Annotated in this window: 10 protein-coding genes and 1 other RNA gene; 3 read left to right on the forward strand and 8 right to left on the reverse strand. The window is 42.1% G+C overall.

All coding sequences use genetic code 11. The features are described from left to right. Nucleotides 1–76: 76 nt before the first annotated feature. From truA to fabB, 5 genes are all read right to left on the reverse strand, one after another. Nucleotides 77–871: a tRNA pseudouridine(38-40) synthase TruA gene (gene truA, locus QL986_RS08465; protein ID WP_016899264.1), complete on the reverse strand. Its 795-nt coding sequence runs from the start codon at nucleotides 869–871 to the stop codon at nucleotides 77–79. A gap of 166 nt (nucleotides 872–1037) precedes the next feature. Next, on the reverse strand, nucleotides 1038–5891 hold the full coding sequence (locus tag QL986_RS08470) for a FimV/HubP family polar landmark protein (RefSeq protein ID WP_290191459.1): 4854 nt from the start codon (nucleotides 5889–5891) through the stop codon (nucleotides 1038–1040). Between the two features lie 351 nt (nucleotides 5892–6242). Then, complete coding sequence (locus QL986_RS08475; protein ID WP_013465468.1) at nucleotides 6243–7259, reverse strand: aspartate-semialdehyde dehydrogenase; 1017 nt, start codon at nucleotides 7257–7259, stop codon at nucleotides 6243–6245. A gap of 45 nt (nucleotides 7260–7304) precedes the next feature. Further along, nucleotides 7305–8426 (reverse strand): 4-phosphoerythronate dehydrogenase, encoded by a 1122-nt coding sequence (locus tag QL986_RS08480; protein WP_290191460.1) that lies wholly within the window; start codon nucleotides 8424–8426, stop codon nucleotides 7305–7307. A gap of 108 nt (nucleotides 8427–8534) precedes the next feature. Further along, complete coding sequence (gene fabB, locus QL986_RS08485; protein WP_013465470.1) at nucleotides 8535–9746, reverse strand: beta-ketoacyl-ACP synthase I; 1212 nt, start codon at nucleotides 9744–9746, stop codon at nucleotides 8535–8537. Between the two features lie 179 nt (nucleotides 9747–9925). Here fabB and mnmC point away from each other — a divergent pair, with 179 nt between their 5' ends. Further along, a complete protein-coding gene (gene mnmC, locus QL986_RS08490) occupies nucleotides 9926–11935 on the forward strand; it encodes a bifunctional tRNA (5-methylaminomethyl-2-thiouridine)(34)-methyltransferase MnmD/FAD-dependent 5-carboxymethylaminomethyl-2-thiouridine(34) oxidoreductase MnmC (RefSeq protein ID WP_290191461.1) in 2010 nt (669 codons plus the stop codon). 291 nt (nucleotides 11936–12226) lie between these two features. Then, the gene (locus QL986_RS08495) at nucleotides 12227–12862 is read left to right on the forward strand and encodes an NAD(P)-binding oxidoreductase (RefSeq protein WP_290191462.1); all 636 of its coding nucleotides are present in this window, start codon (nucleotides 12227–12229) and stop codon (nucleotides 12860–12862) included. On the opposite strand, the gene QL986_RS08500 is transcribed toward QL986_RS08495, so the two are convergent. Next, entirely contained in the window at nucleotides 12855–13613 is a 759-nt protein-coding gene (locus QL986_RS08500) for a sulfite exporter TauE/SafE family protein (protein ID WP_290191463.1), read from the reverse strand. The two genes, QL986_RS08495 and QL986_RS08500, sit on opposite strands and share 8 nt — an antisense overlap. Before the next feature lie 312 nt (nucleotides 13614–13925). Next, nucleotides 13926–14282: a transfer-messenger RNA gene (gene ssrA, locus QL986_RS08505) on the reverse strand. A 249-nt stretch (nucleotides 14283–14531) separates the two neighbouring features. Here ssrA and QL986_RS08510 point away from each other — a divergent pair. Further along, nucleotides 14532–16157, forward strand: coding sequence for a FapA family protein (locus tag QL986_RS08510; protein WP_290191464.1), 1626 nt, complete (start codon nucleotides 14532–14534; stop codon nucleotides 16155–16157). A gap of 64 nt (nucleotides 16158–16221) precedes the next feature. On the opposite strand, the gene rnt is transcribed toward QL986_RS08510, so the two are convergent. Beyond that, entirely contained in the window at nucleotides 16222–16896 is a 675-nt protein-coding gene (rnt, locus tag QL986_RS08515) for a ribonuclease T (RefSeq protein ID WP_013465481.1), read from the reverse strand. Nucleotides 16897–17027: the final 131 nt, after the last annotated feature.

The following is a 17027-nucleotide window of genomic DNA, read 5'->3' on the forward strand; positions in this document are numbered from 1 at the left end:
AAACTGGTCTTAGTAGTTAGCAATACGAATAACAGCGTATAAATTTAGCCTCAAAATATACACATCTCGTTACTTATCAAATATCACTGTCGGCTAAAAACAATGGTCCTAGCGGCGTTCTAGGGATATTAAAATGATCTGGATAATCAACATCCACTAAATATAAACCTGCTGCTTTTGCTGTAGCGCTCGCTTTAGCTCGCTCTTTAACATCTAGCAGCTCTTTTAACCAAATTGGTTCATGTTTGTGTAAGCCAATATCCATTAAACAACCCGTAATATTACGTACCATATGGTGTAAAAACGCATTGGCTTTAATATCAATAATGACATAAGCACCTTGGCGCTGTACCGATAAATGATGAATCGTTCGCGTTGCCGTATTAGCTTGGCAGTGCAGCGCTCTAAACGAGGTAAAGTCATGCTCACCTAGTAAATATTGACACGCCTGCTGCATTTTCACTTCATCTAGTGGGTGATGAAAATGTGTAACACCTTCATTTAATACCGCACCACGAAACGCATAATTGTAAATAACATAACGATAACGACGAGCAGTTGCACTAAAGCGGGCATGAAAGTCTTCCGCCACAGGTTGTGCAAAACGAATAGCAATATCTTTGGGTAATAAGGTGTTCATACCTAATGTAAAGGCCACCATTTCACGCTCAGCATGTGTATCAAAATGCACTACTTGTCCAGTGCCATGTACACCGGCATCGGTACGCCCTGCACATACAATTTCAACTGGATGATTACAAATGCGCGACAACGCTTTTTCTACTTCTTGTTGTACACTATTTACGTGTGATTGACGCTGCCAACCACTGTAACGTGCGCCATTGTATTCTACTCCAAGTGCTACTCGCATAATTACTGCTTTACCTACTGTGCTAATCGACGCTGCATTTTATGCTATATGGCGTCCCAATAAAAGCAGCGAACTAAGGTTCCTAACTATGCAATACAAAAAACCCGCTATTAGCATCACTAATAACGGGTTTTCATATCAACCATACCTTACAGGAGCTTGGTTATTAATTTTTAAGTTTAGCCTTTAAGCTTTGCGCTTCTTCTTGCACATCATCCGGGCCATTATTAATGATCTCATCCAGGATTTTAACTGCTGAGTCTGCATCATCAATCTCAATATAGGCATGTGCAAGATCAAGCTTAGCTGAGTAACCCCCGCTTTGGGTATCAACATCCATAGGGTTATCACCAGCCAGAAGTGAATCATACTCACCTAAACCAACATCCATATCGACGTCTGTGTAAGGTTCGTGATCTAAATCAGCTTCATCGCTTTGCTCTAACAATGCATCAATATCAACAAAGTCATCCTGCGCTAATGGCTCAGTAACCTCAGGTTGCTCAATAGGCTCTTGCAACGAGGATGCGCTTTCGTCAGCTAAGTCTTCACTTAGTAAGCTATTAAAATCAACATCAAACTCACTGCTGTCACTTAAATCAACATTTTCAGGTTCTGCCAGTTCATTAAGCAAGGCATCAAAATCAGTTTGTGTTAAATCAGCCATGAACTCATCGTCAAGCTCATCATCTGAAATCATGTCTGATTCTGGCGATACTGGGCTTTGCGTTAAATCAGCTTCACGGTCAGCGTTCGTTTGCTCGTCAGTAAACTCTGATGATTCAGCTAAAACATCAAGTTGTTCATCATCAAACTCATCGTCTGTGCTAACGCTTTGCTCATCTGTAATTTGTTCAGTCAGCTTTTCAGGCTCTGAAACTTCATTATCTAGACCTTGCGCAGTGTTTGACTCTGAAAACTCATTGTCTAGTAATAATTCATCATCAAAATCGTCTTCTAAGCTATCGAGATCATTACCTGCGGATAGTGCATTAGCGAGATCTTGCTCTGCTTGACTTGGTGACATACCCGTTGCATCACCGTCTAAATTATCACCTTGTAGCTCTTCTGGTGTTAGTGATTGATGCTCTTCATCAGATAAAGGCAACTCATCATCAAGCTCTAACTCAGGATATTCTTCAAGCTCTTCACTCGGTGTAACTATTTCTGGCTCGTATAGCTCATCGTCATCTGTCGATAAATCATTGTTTTGGATATCACCAGCAAGCGGATCATCACCTAAATCAATTTCATCTTCATCAAGCTCATCGTTTAAATCGTCGAGTGACCAATCAGGAACGTGTTCATCTGCATCGCTTGTTTGCTCAAGTTCACTTAAAAGATCATCAACGCTTTTAAAGTTTTCACCGTCGTACTCGTCAAGCGCATCTTCTGGGTCGAGTAAGGTTGAAGACGTATCGGTAAAGTCATCTTCTGATTCAACGTCAAACTCAGGATCTTGTTCAAGCTCTGGTTCTACTTCAAGCTCAGGCTCTGCTTCAAGCTCAGGCTCTGGTTCTGCTTCAAGCTCTGGTTCAAGTTCAGGCTCTACTTCAAGCTCAGGCTCTGCTTCAAGTTCAGGCTCTACTTCAAGCTCAGGCTCTGCTTCAAGCTCAGGCTCTGCTTCAAGCTCAGGCTCTGCTTCAAGTTCAGGCTCTGCTTCAAGTTCTGGCTCTGCTTCAAGCTCAGGCTCTGCTTCAAGCTCTGGTTCTGCTTCAAGCTCAGGCTCTGCTTCAAGCTCAGGCTCTGCTTCAAGCTCTGGTTCTGCTTCAAGCTCTGGCTCTACTTCAAGTTCAGGTTCTTCTTCAAGCTCCGGCTCGGCTTCAAGTTCAGGTTCTGCTTCAAGCTCCGGCTCAGCTTCAAGCTCAGGTTCTGCTTCAAGTTCAGGCTCTACTTCAAGTTCCGGCTCAGCTTCAAGCTCAGGTTCTACTTCAAGTTCAGGCTCTACTTCAAGTTCAGGCTCTGCTTCAAGCTCAGGTTCTACTTCAAGTTCAGGTTCTACTTCAAGTTCAGGCTCTGCTTCAAGCTCAGGTTCTACTTCAAGTTCAGGTTCTACTTCAAGTTCAGGCTCAACTTCAAGTTCAGGCTCTGCTTCAAGTTCTGGCTCTGCTTCAAGTTCTGGCTCTGCTTCAAGTTCTGGCTCTGCTTCAAGTTCTGTCTCAGCTTCAATTTCTGGCTCAGCTTCTACTTCAAGTTCAGATTCTGCTTTAAGTTCATCATCTACACCATCAACTGACCAATCTGGTGTTTCTACATAGTCGTCGGTAGGTTGTTCTAACTCACTTAACAGATCATCAATACTTTCAAGGTTTTCATCGTTAAATTCATCTAAGGCATCCTCTTGATCGAGTAATGTAGAAGATGTATCGGTGAAATCACCTTCAGATCCAACGTCAAACTCAGGCTCAGGTTCAAGTTCTGCTTGAAGCTCCGGCTCAGCTTGAAGCTCCGGCTCAGCTTCAAGCTCTGGTTCTACTTCAACTTCTGGCTCTGCTTCAAGCTCTGGTTCTACTTCAAGTTCAGGTTCTTCTTCAAGCTCCGGCTCAGCTGCAACTTCTGGCTCTGCTTCAAGTTCTGGTTCTACATCAAGTTCAGGCTCTACTTCAAGCTCAGGTTCTACTTCAAGTTCAGGTTCAGCTTCAAGCTCTGGTTCTACTTCAAGTTCAGTCTCAACTTCAAGCTCCGGCTCAGCTTCAACTTCTGGCTCAGCTTCAACTTCAAGCTCAGGCTCTACTTCAAGTTCAGGTTCAGCTTCAAGCTCTGGTTCTACTTCACGTTCTGGTTCTTCTTCAAGTTCAGGTTCTTCTTCAAGCTCCGGCTCAGCTTCAACGCCTGGCTCAGCTTCAACGCCTGGCTCTGGCTCTACTTCTGGCTCAGCAAAAGATGAAGCGATAGATTCTACATCTTCACTATTTAACTCTTCTTGCGCGTCAGCTAAATCTTCAATTGAGTCCGCCAATGCATGATCTATTTCAGAATCATGAACATCACTTTCAGGTTGCTCCGCATCCAGTACATCGTCAATATCTACTTCGTCTTCATCAACTAGGCTGTCGATGTCTGGCTCTTCACTTTGAGCTTCAGTAGCCGATTGTTCTGCATCAAGTAAATCGTCAATATTAACTTCATCGTCTTCATCTACTAAGCTGTCAATATCAGGCTCTTCACTTTGAGCTTCAGTAGCCGGTTGCTCAGCATCAAGTAAGTCGTCAATATCAACTTCGTCATCTTCATCAACTAAGCTGTCAATATCAGGCTCTGCATTTTCGACTTCAGCAGCAGGTTGCTCTGCATCAAGTAAGTCGTCAATATCAAATTCGTCACCTTCATCAACTAAACTGTCAATATCAGTTTCTTCACTCTCTGCAGCAGCGGGTTGCTCTGCATCAAGCAAGTCATCAATGTCAATCTCGTCATCTTCTTCAACTAAGCTGTCAATATCAGTTTCTTCACTCTGTGCAGCAGCGGGTTGCTCTGCATCGAGTAAATCGTCGATATCAAATTCGTCATCTTCATCAACTAAGCTGTCAATATCGGTTTCTTCACTTTGTGCAGTAGCGGGTTGCTCTGCATCGAGTAAATCGTCAATATCAAATTCGTCATCGTCTGCTGATGTGTCAGTTGCCTGCTCATTATTTTCATCGAGTAAATCATCAATGTCGAAGTCTTCGCCCTCTTCGGCGAGCTCTTCACTGAGTGCAGCCATATCATCATTCGATTCACCTTGGGGTTCATCTGGTAATGAATCGTCATCTTCTTCATCAAACAGGCTATCTAAATCATCCGCACTTAAAATATCATCCGATTCGTCAAGATTAATTGTATCGCCCGTGTCATCTTCATCAGGGCTATCAAAATCTTGTTGCATGAAAACATCAAGTTCATCGCCCTCAGTATTTTCATCTTCAAAAACAACATCATCATTAAGTAAGCTTTCTAACTCATCTTGATCTAATAAACTGTCATCATCGAGATCATCATTAAACTCCACATCATCATCAAGTAATACGTCATCCATGTTCTCATCTAACTGCACACTTAAATCATCAAGTGGATCGGGAGCAGGCGCTTCGTCAAGCGTGGGTTCTGGCATTTCATCTAAAGGGTCAGTATAAGCAGGCGCTTGTGGTATAAATTCATCATCGTTACTCTCAGGCTCTTGGTTATTACCACGCTTACGCAGCCACATAACTACAGCAAAAATAATCAACAACGCTGGAATGGTCATTAATAAAATGAGTACCAAAGGATTCGAGAGTAATGCAGCAAAGCTAAATTCATTCTCTTGCTTTGCATCTTTTAATTTTTGCTGTGCAATGATCTCGTTTTGCTTAACGATTAATTCTTTTAACTGTTGTTGAATTTCACTATCTTGCCCTAGTTGTAAACGAACGTTTTCTAACTCGTTTGAAATACCTGTCAGCTGTTTTTTAAGGTTGTTGTTTTCAACTAAAATCTCTTCTACGTTACTAACCGAACTTTTAAACTGCTGCTGAAGCTCAACTAATTTATTACCTTGATCTGTTTTAATCGCTTTTAATTCTTGTTGTAATTCTTTTTTGGCTTCATCAACGTCTGCTTTGCGGGCTTGGGTTACTTGTGTTTGTGCTGAATTGATCTCTGCTTGAGTGAGTGTGCCATTTTTCTTTTTTTCCCACAGTTCATCGTCTTGCTCAGAACGTTGCTTAGCTAATTGCGGGTTTACTCGTCTAATTTCTGCCAAAGTAGGTATTTTTAAATACGAACCACTTTGCATGTGATTTAAGTTTTGTTCTAAAAATGAGTTGGGGTTTTTGTTATACAAGGCCTGCATAACTTGATAAATGCTGACTGAGTTATCTGGGCGAACTTTAACGGCAATACGCCAAAGTGTATCGGTTGGTTTTATTGGCCCAATAGAGCGACCCTGCGCGCCGTAATCTGCGCCTTTAGGCCCTCTTAATTGGGTACTGTCTTGAGAGTAAACAGTCGTTACCATCAGTGCAGACGCTAATATAATAAGTGAAACGAAACCGCGCATGCTGATCCTTTAATGTTTAAATGTTAACGCAGCGCTTTAAAATTGGCGCTTAAACATTGATTATTCTTGCCGTTGTTAGCCACGTGGCCAACGCACATTTTTATTACAATCTATTTTTATTGCAAGCTCTATTCCAGTTACAAACTATAAACCAGTTAAGCCATAATATCCATCGCAACGCATTGAAAATAAATACCTTAAACATCATGATAAAAATGTTTTTATGTTGTTTATCAAGATGTTTACACTCTCTCAGTTAATAAGTGGCAAAAAAATGGCGGTTAAAGCATAAAAAAACGGCAAACCACTGTGGTTTGCCGTTTATTGAAATTATCACTATTTTCAGGCTAATTACATATAATTAGCAATCAGTTCTTCTGCTATTTGTACACTATTGGTTGCAGCCCCTTTACGGGTATTATCACTTACTACCCACATATTTAATCCATGTGGGTGTGAAATATCAGCACGTAAACGGCCGATATAAACAGTATCATTACCACTGGCATCCGACACAGCCGTTGGGTAGTCGCCAGCATCATCAATTAGCTCAACACCTGGCGCATCACTCAATAGTTGCTTTACATGCTCAAAGTCATAAGGCATACGCGTTTCAATATTAATTGACTCAGAATGACCAAAAAATACAGGGACGCGAACACAAGTCGGGTTTACCGCAATGGTTGTATCGCCTAAAATTTTATGCGTTTCGTTTACCATTTTCATTTCTTCGCGCGTATAGCCGTTATCTTCAAAGCTATCGATTTGCGGTATTACATTAAACGCAATTTGCTTAGGAAATATTTCGTTTTCCATTGGGCGTGCATTCATTAAATTTGCAGTTTGTTTAGCCAGTTCATCAACTGCCTCTTTACCCGCTCCCGACACCGCTTGGTAAGTTGAAACGTTAATACGATCAATGCCGTATGCATCATAAATAGGTTTAAGCGCAAGCATCATTTGAATGGTTGAACAATTAGGGTTGGCAATAATATTACGATTTCTAAAATCGGCTAAGCTCGATGCATTTACTTCTGGCACAATAAGCGGCACTTCAAAGTCATTTCTAAAATGAGATGTGTTATCAATAACGATACAGCCAGCGTCTGCGGCAATAGGGGCATATTTTTCTGATACACTGCCACCAGCAGAAAATAAACCGATATGCGCTTGGCTAAAGTCAAAACCTTCAACATCACGTACTTCTATGGTCTCACCACGAAACTTTATATCTTCGCCAGCACTGCGGCTGCTTGCTAATAAAAACAGCTGATCGACCGGAAATTTACGATCTTCCAAAGTTTCAATGATTTGACGACCTACAAGGCCTGTAGCGCCGAGTACGGCAACGTTATATTTTTGCGACATATTTCATCCTCTGTAAGCACGATTAAAACAACCGTGCTAATTAAATTAGTTTGCTGTAGTAAAACCAAGCTGCGCAAGTGCAGCAAGCTCGGTGCTATCACCTTCAACCACCACGGTGCTAAATTCACGTCGGGTTGGATAATTTTTTCGTAAACTGTCAAAGCCTTCATCGGCCAAGTGACGCAGTAAAATGCCATCATCACGGCGAACGTCATAAACTAAGTGCACTAAACGGGCTATATCTGTTTCGCTAAAACTACTTCCTAGGGCGACTTTTTTAATTGCAGGAGGCGGTAAAAAATCATCAAGTGATTTTATTGCGTTAACCCCTTTTAGCTCACACAAGCTTTGATACAACATTTGTGTACCCCGAGCTTTACCCTCAAGAGTATGTCCGGCAATGTGCACACTGGCATAGCGAACATGCTCAAGTAACTCGGTTAAAATGTTAGGTTCGTTTTCCCACACATCCAACACTAAATCGAGCTCAGCGCCGGCTTCCATCACCTCAAGTAATGCTTGATTATCAATCACATCACCTCTGCTGGCGTTAATTAAAGTAAGCCCAGGTTTAAGCGTAGTTAAGCGCTTTTTATCAAGCATGTGCAGTGTTTTATGCGTACCTGTTTTTACTAACGGCACATGAAACGTGACTATATCTGACTGCGCTAATAGCTCATCAAGCTCAACGTGCTCGGTTAATAGCCCTTGCTCATACTTTATTGGGTCGCACAATAGTAAATTAACGTTAAGTGCTTTTAGCTTGTGCGCGAGGCAACTACCAATATTACCCAGACCCACAATACCAATTGTTTTCCCGCTTAATGGGCTGGCGTTTTCTTGACTTAATGCAAATAAACTACTGATCACATATTCAGCAACCGCAATCGCATTGCAGCCAGGTGCACTGGTAAAATCAATATTTTTTGCGTTGAGCAAATCGGTATCAATATGATCCACACCAATAGTGGCTGTACCTACAAAGCTTAGCTTATTAGCCTGTGCTAATAATTCACTATTGACCTGCGTGACTGAACGAGTGAGTAATACATCAACATCAATGAGTTGTTCTGGAGTTAATTGCCTGCCATCAAATCGTTCAACCTCACCCATATCTTTAAAGAATTGCTCAACTAAAGGCATATTTTGATCGGCAAGAATTTTCATTGTGAATCCGTTTGGCAAAATGAGGCTCTATTGTAACGAACAACCGCCTATTTGCACAAACGAAAAAGCCGAGCATTTTGCTCGGCTTTAAAATAGTTAAAGGTTAACTTAGCCTTTGTATTTGCTCATTACTAATGTGGCATTGGTGCCGCCAAAACCAAAACTGTTAGACATAACCGTATTTAGTTCAACGTCTTTGGCTTCAGTTACAATGTTCAAGCCCGCTGCTTGCTCATCAAGCTCATCAATATTGATAGATGGCGCAACAAAACCATGCTCAAGCATTAGCAATGAAAAGATGGCTTCGTGTACACCTGCCGCACCCAGTGCATGGCCTGTCATTGCTTTAGTTGCGCTGATCATTGGCGAGTTACCACCAAATACTTCTTGAATAGCGCCCAGCTCTTTCACATCGCCTACGGGTGTTGACGTACCATGGGTATTCAAGTAATCAATGCTATCAACGTTTTGCATTGCTTGGCGCATACAACGTACTGCGCCCTCACCCGATGGTGCAACCATGTCGTAACCATCTGAGGTTGCGCCGTAACCGGTAATTTCAGCATAAATGTGCGCGCCACGTGCAAGTGCGTGTTCTAGCTCTTCAACAACCACAATACCGCCACCGGCTGAAATCACAAAACCATCACGGTTAGCATCGTATGTACGTGATGCTTTTTCAGGTGTGTCGTTATATTTAGTCGAAAGCGCGCCCATAGCGTCAAATTCCATCGCTAGCGTCCAGTGAAGTTCTTCACCCCCACCTGCAAAAATAACGTCTTGCTTGCCTAGTTGAATCTGCTCAACGGCATGGCCAATACAATGCGCAGAGGTTGCACACGCAGAGCTAATTGAATAGTTAACGCCTTTAATTTTAAATGGCGTTGCTAAACAAGCCGAGGTGGTGCTCGCCATAGTACGTGGCACCATGTAAGGGCCAACGCGCTTAACGCCTTTTTCGCGAAGGATATCGGCCGCTTCTACTTGCCACTTTGATGAACCGCCGCCAGAACCCACTAATAAACCAGTGCGCTCGTTTGATACTTGTTCGTCGCTAAGGCCCGCATCTTCAATCGCTTGTGCCATTGAAATATAAGAATAAGCCGCTGCATCACCCATAAAGCGCATTGCTTTGCGGTCAACATGCTCTTTAACATCAATATCAATTTTACCTGATACATTGCTGCGCAATTTGTAATCAGCAAATTCTTGGTTAAAAGCAATACCGCTTTTACCCGCTCTTAGTGACTCTAATACTTCTTCTTTATTATTGCCGATGCTTGATACAACACCGATGCCTGTTATTACGGCTCTTCTCATGGGTAATTCCCTTAGCTTAATACTTAATTGTGTTCTATTTTACGCGAATTTAATCACCTAAGTGGTCAGCTTTCTAGCGTACACTTGTACTCTGAACCTACAGCTTATAAATAACGCCAGACTATTTCAAAGAAAACACGTAAAATAATTAAAAAATTATCTATAAAATTGAATTGGTCATGATAAAAAACGCCCACATACACTTTAATGATTTAGGGACACCGGTTGCTAATGACTTTGATGATGTTTATTTTTCTAATGACGACGGCCTCGCTGAGTCTCATTATGTGTTTTATCAACAAAACAATATAGAGTCACGGTTACAAAATCATGACCGTGAGCACTTTGTTATAGCCGAAACCGGTTTTGGTACAGGGCTTAATTTTTTAAATGCATGGCAGCAGTTTTATGACCACCTGCAATGCCCACAAGTTCAAAGTCAACAGTCTAATAACGTGCAACGACTGCATTTTATTTCTTTTGAAAAATATCCACTTAGCGTAAATGATTTAAAACAAGCCTTGCAAGCTTGGCCTAGTTTAAGTCATTTAAGCGCCCAACTCGTCTCCCACTACCCGATTAATTTAACCGGTTGTCATCGCCTTGAATTTGCCAATGGCCTTGTGGTGCTCGACCTCTACTTTGGTGATGTGCTGGAATGTATTAATAGCATGAGCTACCCACAAAGTGGACTGGTTGACGCATGGTTTTTAGATGGTTTTGCACCGAGTAAAAACCCCGACATGTGGCAGCAAAGTGTATTTAATGCCATGGTCGATATTTCTAGAAGCAATGCCACATTAGCCACGTTTACCGCTGCGGGCTTTGTGCGCAGAGGACTAAACGAGGCAGGCTTTAGCATGCAAAAAGCCAAAGGCTTTGGCCGAAAACGAGAGATGCTAGTTGGCACACTCGCTCAGGCTAATTCAAAACAATCGGCCCCCGCCTATTTTGAGCATCACTTCTCTCCCCTTACCAATGTGGCTGTTATTGGCGGTGGTATAGCGAGCAGTTGTATTCTTTATAGCCTCGCGAAACGCGGTATACCAAGCCACTTATTTTGCCAAGATAAACAACCGGCCATGGGGGCATCTCACAATGTACAAGGGGCTATATATCCGCATTTACAAGCAAAAAATTCGCCACACAGTGAACTATTTGCCCATAGTTTTTTATACGCAAAGCGGCTTTACAATCAATTACTCAACAATGGCTTTTTGTTTGATCACCAGTGGTGTGGTGTGCTGCAACATGCAGTAAAAAAAACATTGGCAGAGCGTCATCAAAATCTCGCTGATAAACAACTGTGGCCAGAACAGCTTATGCGAAATGTGACTGCTAATGAGGGTGATGCTATTGCTGGGGTTAAAACAGGTTACTCAGGGGTGTTTTTTGAACAAGGTGGCTGGGTTAATCCCCCCCAGTTAGTCAGTGCTATGTTAGATGCCGCACAGCAATTAAATGAGTTTGAGAGCCTATTTAATTGCCACATTGAGCAACTTAACAAACAACCCGATGGCTGGTACTTAACCACGCAAAAACAAACATTTGGCCCTTTTAGCGATGTGATTATTTGCGCCGGTGAACACAGCAATGCATTTGCGCAAACTAAAACGCTCCCTATTGTTGGCGTACGCGGACAGGTGTCACATGTTCAAGCAAGCACGCAATCACGTAAGCTAAAAACCGTGTTGTGTCATAAGGGGTATTTCACCCCCACTTATTTAGATCACCATTGTATGGGCGCCACCTTTGAAAAAAACAGTAAAAGTCGTGAAGTGACCGAGCAAGATAATCAAACCAACCGCGAGCAACTGCTGAGCTTTTATAACAACACTGAATTTGCCACCAGCTTAGGCAAAATTAGCTCAGCTAAAGCCGCTGTTCGCTGTAGTTTTATTGACCACTTACCTATGGCCGGTGAATGGGTGGAGCAAACTGACTATACACATGCATTTGCTAATTTACGTTTGGGTAAGCGCTATCAATACCAAGCATTAAAAAAACCACAACAGGGCCTGCATATTTTTACCGGCTTTGGCGCGCGAGCATTATGCAGTGCACCGCTATCTGCCGAGCACCTAATTAGTAGTTTAAACAATGAACCTCGCCCACTAAGCGAACGCGTAAGCCAAGCTATTCACCCAGGCCGCTTTATTGTTCGTGACCTTATTCGCAATAAAATTTAAAGGTAATAATACCTACAAAGCCCTTTACCGTAATTACCAAGAACGCAGTGTACGTATTGGCTTATACCACCGTAGCTTTGTAACCGAAGTAAGTATAATGATCGAGTAAAAAGTTCTAAAAAACGCCTTAAAAAATAGCTAATTTTAATACTCAGTTAAGTAATAACTTTTCACTAATATGTTTTTTTTAAATAAGCTCGTTTAAATCCCATTTACTCTTTAAAAATAATTTCCTACCCCAAGGTCTGTTTGTACGAACAATCTTTACACTATATTGAGAAGGAATTAATTATGAGTAAGACTTTAATTATTGGCGCAAGTGGTCAAATTGGTAAAATGGCTACCAAACTACTTTTAGAAAATGAGCAAAATGTTGTTGCACTTGTAAGAGACAAAAGCAAACTGCGTGATTTAGATAGCCCATTTTTAAGTATTGTTGAACAGGATTTAGAAGGTGACTTTTCAAGTGCCATTAATGGCTGCGACCAAGTTATCTTTGCAGCAGGTTCAGGTGGAAGTACAGGCACAGATAAAACCGTACTTATTGATTTGTGGGCAGCGACAAAAGCAGCAACTTATTCTAAAGAGCACGGTGTAAAACACTTTATTATGGTCAGCTCTATTGGTGCAGACGATCCTGATGCGATAGATAGTGACTTAAAGCCTTATCTTGTAGCAAAACATATGGCTGATGAGCATTTAATTCACAGTGGACTCAATTACACAATTGTCCGCCCAGGAACATTAACTGACGAAAGTGCCTCTTTGGAAGTAACAACAGAGCGCCCTAGCGATCAGTCAAAGGCTAAAATTAGCCGCGAAAATGTAGCCAACGCATTGCTTCACGTTGCTACAAACTCATTTTATAGCAATCGTATTTTTGAGTTATTTGATGGCGATAAACCAATAAAAGCCGCTATTAAGTAAGCATTACACTCACCCCTTGCCATGCAAGCTGCATGGCAAGCAGAGTTAAAATCACTTTAAAAATAACCCTAAAACGCGCCACAGAGAGCCGCTTAAGTAAACGAATCCCTAACCAGGTGCCAATGGCTCCGCTTAAAATCATCGCCAGTGTTAACGGCAACCATTGCCAAAAGCTAAAACCCAGCCCCGCATAAACAACGGCTTTTAAGCTATGCTGCAAGGTCATAATACTTGAAAAAGTCGCGGTAAATTTAAGCTTATCGTAATGATTAATGTGTAAATAACTCGCCACCAGAGGCCCACTTGCTCCCACAAAAGTAGAAATAAATGTCGTAATTACACCCGCTATTAAACGCCCTAATCGTGAGTCTTTATTAAATTCAGGGATTGTTCCCCACAGTAAATAAATCACAAATAAAGCCACAAACAGCTTCATGCTATCAAGGTTAATATCGCTCACTACTTGGCTCGACAACCCGGCACCAATTAACCCACCCAGAGTAAAATACAACAACATCGGCTTATCAAGATGAGCAATACTTAACAATAATCGATTGGCATTAGAGCCTAACTGCACTAAACCATGAACAGGCACAACCATTGCCATCGGCATAACCGACGCCATTACCACCAACAGCATTAAACCGCCGCCCGCACCAAAAGCCGCCGATACAAACGAAGTAACCCCCGCCAGTAAAATCAGTAAAAGCGAGATCAAAGGCGAAATGTGTTCAGTTGTAAAAATATCCATATCAAAGCTCGCAGTTATTCATTGGCTCATAATACAAAAAATAGGTAAGTAAGCGACTAGTCTATTAGTTGTAGGGTTCGGGGTCAGCGGTCAGCGGTCAGCGGTCAGCGGTCAGCGGTCAGCGGTCAGCGGTCAGCGGTCAGCGGTCAGCGGTCAGCGGTCAGCGGTCAGCGGTCAGCGGTCAGCGGTCAGCGCAAGATAAATCAATGCACAATAAATTCAATCATTTTAGCCATAAAAAAACCCGCGACTTGATTGCTCAAGTTGCGGGTTTTTTAGGGTTTTTAAACAAACGAATTTAAAAACCGTTATTGGTGGAGCTGGGGGGATTTGAACCCCCGTCCGAAAAGCCTCGACCGTCGGTACTACATGTTTAGTATTGTCATTTAATTAACCTTTAAATCCCGGACAAACACGGTAGATAAAGGCGAGGCCGCTTAGTTTTAACGCTTCAACCCCGGCCAGGGTTTCCGTCGCGATCAGGTGTTAGGGTGACACTCCAAAATCCAGTCCACAAGAATACATGGAAGGAGCGCTAGCCAGCCTAAGCTGCTAGAGAGTAGTTATCGTCGTTTGCGATTACTTTAAATTGCGGCTTTTTTACGAGGCAAACCGCACCTCGACATGCACCTTGGGCTTCTTGAATTCCGTCGAATCCTAATCAGCCCCTGAATAAGGTTACTCATTCAGAGCGTGCAAGCAGTATAACTGAGTAACCCATCAATACTCAACACCTTAGGCGTTTTATTTTATTGGTTGGTTAATCCTGCATCAAACACACTTTTAAATGTAAAATATTGGATAATTAAGAAACAATTACTTAACAAGCATGATGCTTTATGCTCAAATGTAGGGCTAGACCTTGGTCTAATACAATATAAAAAATAATAACAGGCATATTACCTAGAGGATTTATAAATGTCGGTTTTTTCTTTTGATGAGCAAACGGGGCATATCTCTTTGCTCTCCCACCCTAATGTCTCAGGTTTAGCCTCAACAGCAACACAGCTTATTGAATTAATTAGGCAGTCAGAATATTGCGAGTGTGACATTATTGCTAGCAATATTGGTAAGTTGTTTGCTCAAAATAACGACGAAGAGACCCCCTCTTTGGTGGTTGCTCAAGCCATTGATGCAAAGCTAACCATTAACATTGATGAAAAAAATATGCTTGTTGAAGCTACCCTTATTACTGCTAAGGGCGGTAAATTACTTAACATGGAACAAGCAATTGACGTGTTAGCTCAGGCAGGGATTGTAAAGGGTATTAGCTCTCATGCATTAGAACAGTTATTGGCACAACAATTAGAACAACCCTCAGGAAGCACGCATTGCGCTGAAGTCGCTTTTGGTCGCGCGCCTAAAGTGGGTAACGATGCCAAATTTGTGCGTCTTTGCTGCACAGCGCAAGACCGCGTACTTAGCCCGCAAGCTAAGGGCGGTGGTAAAGTCGATATGAGAAACCTAGGTGATATTATTACTGTAAAACCTGGGTGTGAACTAATGCGGCGTATTCCAGCAACATCGGGAGTTGATGGCTTTACTGTGTTTGGAGATGTGCTAACTGCAATCCCTGGCAAAGAGCATAAATTACAACCTTTTGACGGTACTAAAATTGCGCCCGATAACCCCAACTTACTAATTGCCGACTGTACTGGTGTACCGGTTGCCCTTCCCCGTGGTATGCGTGTTGATGATGTTTTATGTTTTCATAATATTGACCCAAGTACCGGCCATGTTGAATTTGATGGCAGTATTATAGTCAGTGGTGATATAAAAGATGGCATGCGCGTGACTGCTACCGGCGATATTACTGTTTTAGGTTTTGTTGAATCGGCGCAGTTAAAAAGTAATAACGCCATCACAATAGTAAAGGGGGCAATTGGCAGAAAACGAGAAGCCGATGAGCCATTCACCTGTTCTATTTTTGCTAAACGAACCGTTGCACTTGGTTACTCTCAATACTGTGACATAAAAACGGAGCAAAACTTATTAATAGAACGCCAATCATTACATTGTGACTTGAGTGCTGGAAATTTAATTAGGGTTGGCAGCGCAAAAGATCCTAAAGGGAAAATTATTGGTGGTCATATTCTAGACGCAATGCGCATTGAAACAGGTGAATTGGGCGCACCAGCAGGAACTAAAACCCGTGTTTGCATCGCACAGCGATGGTATGTGCTAAAACAAAAACAAGCGCAAATCACTGACTTTGAAAAAGTTTTAATCAGTAAGTCAATTGAACTACAGCAAGCGCGCCAGCGAATTAATAAACAAGTTGCAAGCGCACAGCGTCAGCAGTTTTTGAATAAAATAACAACGAATGAAGAACACATAGCAAACCGAAGCGCCAGTATCAGTCAGCAAAAGCAGTTGCTAAGAAAGAAAATGGCGCAGCTTTTAGCGCTCAGTCGTTTAAAAGTTAATGAGCTTATGCACCCCGGGGTGGAGCTTAAAATTGCACGAGAATCAATTAGCTTTTCGCGTAATTATCCACCACATTTAATCACTCACAGTGAAGGTAAAATAACGCAATCGTTTTAATAACGCATATTAAGACTGGCTCAGCCCACACAGTGAACACTCATTAATATGAGCTGAGTTTATGCTAATCTTGGTTGCTTACTTCGTCTTCGTTTTGTTGTGTTTCATCTATAGCAAGTGGCCAACCACCTAGTTGCTGCCAACGATTGACAATTAAACAATATAATTCAGCGGTGCGTTCTGTATCGTATAACGCAGAGTGTGCTTGTTTGTTATCAAACTCTATTCCTGCCGCGCGGCATGCTTTAGCCAATACTGTTTGCCCTAATGCCAAGCCTGCAAGTGATGTGGTATCAAAACTAACAAACGGATGAAATGGTGTGCGCTTAATGTTATTACGCTCAATAGCCGCATTTAAAAAGCCATGATCAAAAGCAGCATTATGAGCAACCACCACTGAGCGCTGACACCCTGCGGCTTTTTGCGCTTTGCGCACTACTTTACAAATTTCTTTAATCGCCTCTTCTTCAGGGACTGCCCCTCGCAGTGCTGAAAAAGGCTCAATACCATTAAACTCAATGGCGGCTTGTTCAATGTTTGCGCCCTCAAACGGTTGCACATGAAAATGAACAGTATGATCTATGCTAAGCAATCCCTCGTCATCCATTTTTAAAACGGATGCTGCAATTTCAAGTAGTGCGTCGGTTTCTTTGTTAAAACCGGCGGTTTCAACATCAATAACCACTGGAAAAAAGCCACGAAAGCGTTGTGCGAAAAGTGTTTGCTCAGTATTTGCCATAGTATTCTTGGTTTATAGGGATTAGCTGTCTATTATGTCAAAATTGGGCCCCTGTCGGCTAGGGGATTTATTGATTAATTGCAGTTAAACTATAGGCATGTTACTTGCTTAGTAATTAGGGTCTGTTGACC

It is taken from the genome of Pseudoalteromonas sp. APC 3250, from assembly GCF_030407915.1.
Lineage (GTDB): Bacteria > Pseudomonadota > Gammaproteobacteria > Enterobacterales > Alteromonadaceae > Pseudoalteromonas > Pseudoalteromonas tetraodonis.

Excerpts from the sequence above, each read along its gene's own strand:
- mnmC (WP_290191461.1), top strand. The coding sequence starts at position 9,926 with ATGATAAAAAACGCCCACATACACTTTAATGATTTAGGGACACCGGTT.
- QL986_RS08510 (WP_290191464.1), top strand. The coding sequence starts at position 14,532 with ATGTCGGTTTTTTCTTTTGATGAGCAAACGGGGCATATCTCTTTGCTC.
- QL986_RS08500 (WP_290191463.1), bottom strand. The coding sequence starts at position 13,613 with ATGGATATTTTTACAACTGAACACATTTCGCCTTTGATCTCGCTTTTA.
- truA (WP_016899264.1), bottom strand. The coding sequence starts at position 871 with ATGCGAGTAGCACTTGGAGTAGAATACAATGGCGCACGTTACAGTGGT.
- rnt (WP_013465481.1), bottom strand. The coding sequence starts at position 16,896 with ATGGCAAATACTGAGCAAACACTTTTCGCACAACGCTTTCGTGGCTTT.
- QL986_RS08480 (WP_290191460.1), bottom strand. The coding sequence starts at position 8,426 with ATGAAAATTCTTGCCGATCAAAATATGCCTTTAGTTGAGCAATTCTTT.
- QL986_RS08495 (WP_290191462.1), top strand. The coding sequence starts at position 12,227 with ATGAGTAAGACTTTAATTATTGGCGCAAGTGGTCAAATTGGTAAAATG.
- fabB (WP_013465470.1), bottom strand. The coding sequence starts at position 9,746 with ATGAGAAGAGCCGTAATAACAGGCATCGGTGTTGTATCAAGCATCGGC.
- QL986_RS08470 (WP_290191459.1), bottom strand. The coding sequence starts at position 5,891 with ATGCGCGGTTTCGTTTCACTTATTATATTAGCGTCTGCACTGATGGTA.
- QL986_RS08475 (WP_013465468.1), bottom strand. The coding sequence starts at position 7,259 with ATGTCGCAAAAATATAACGTTGCCGTACTCGGCGCTACAGGCCTTGTA.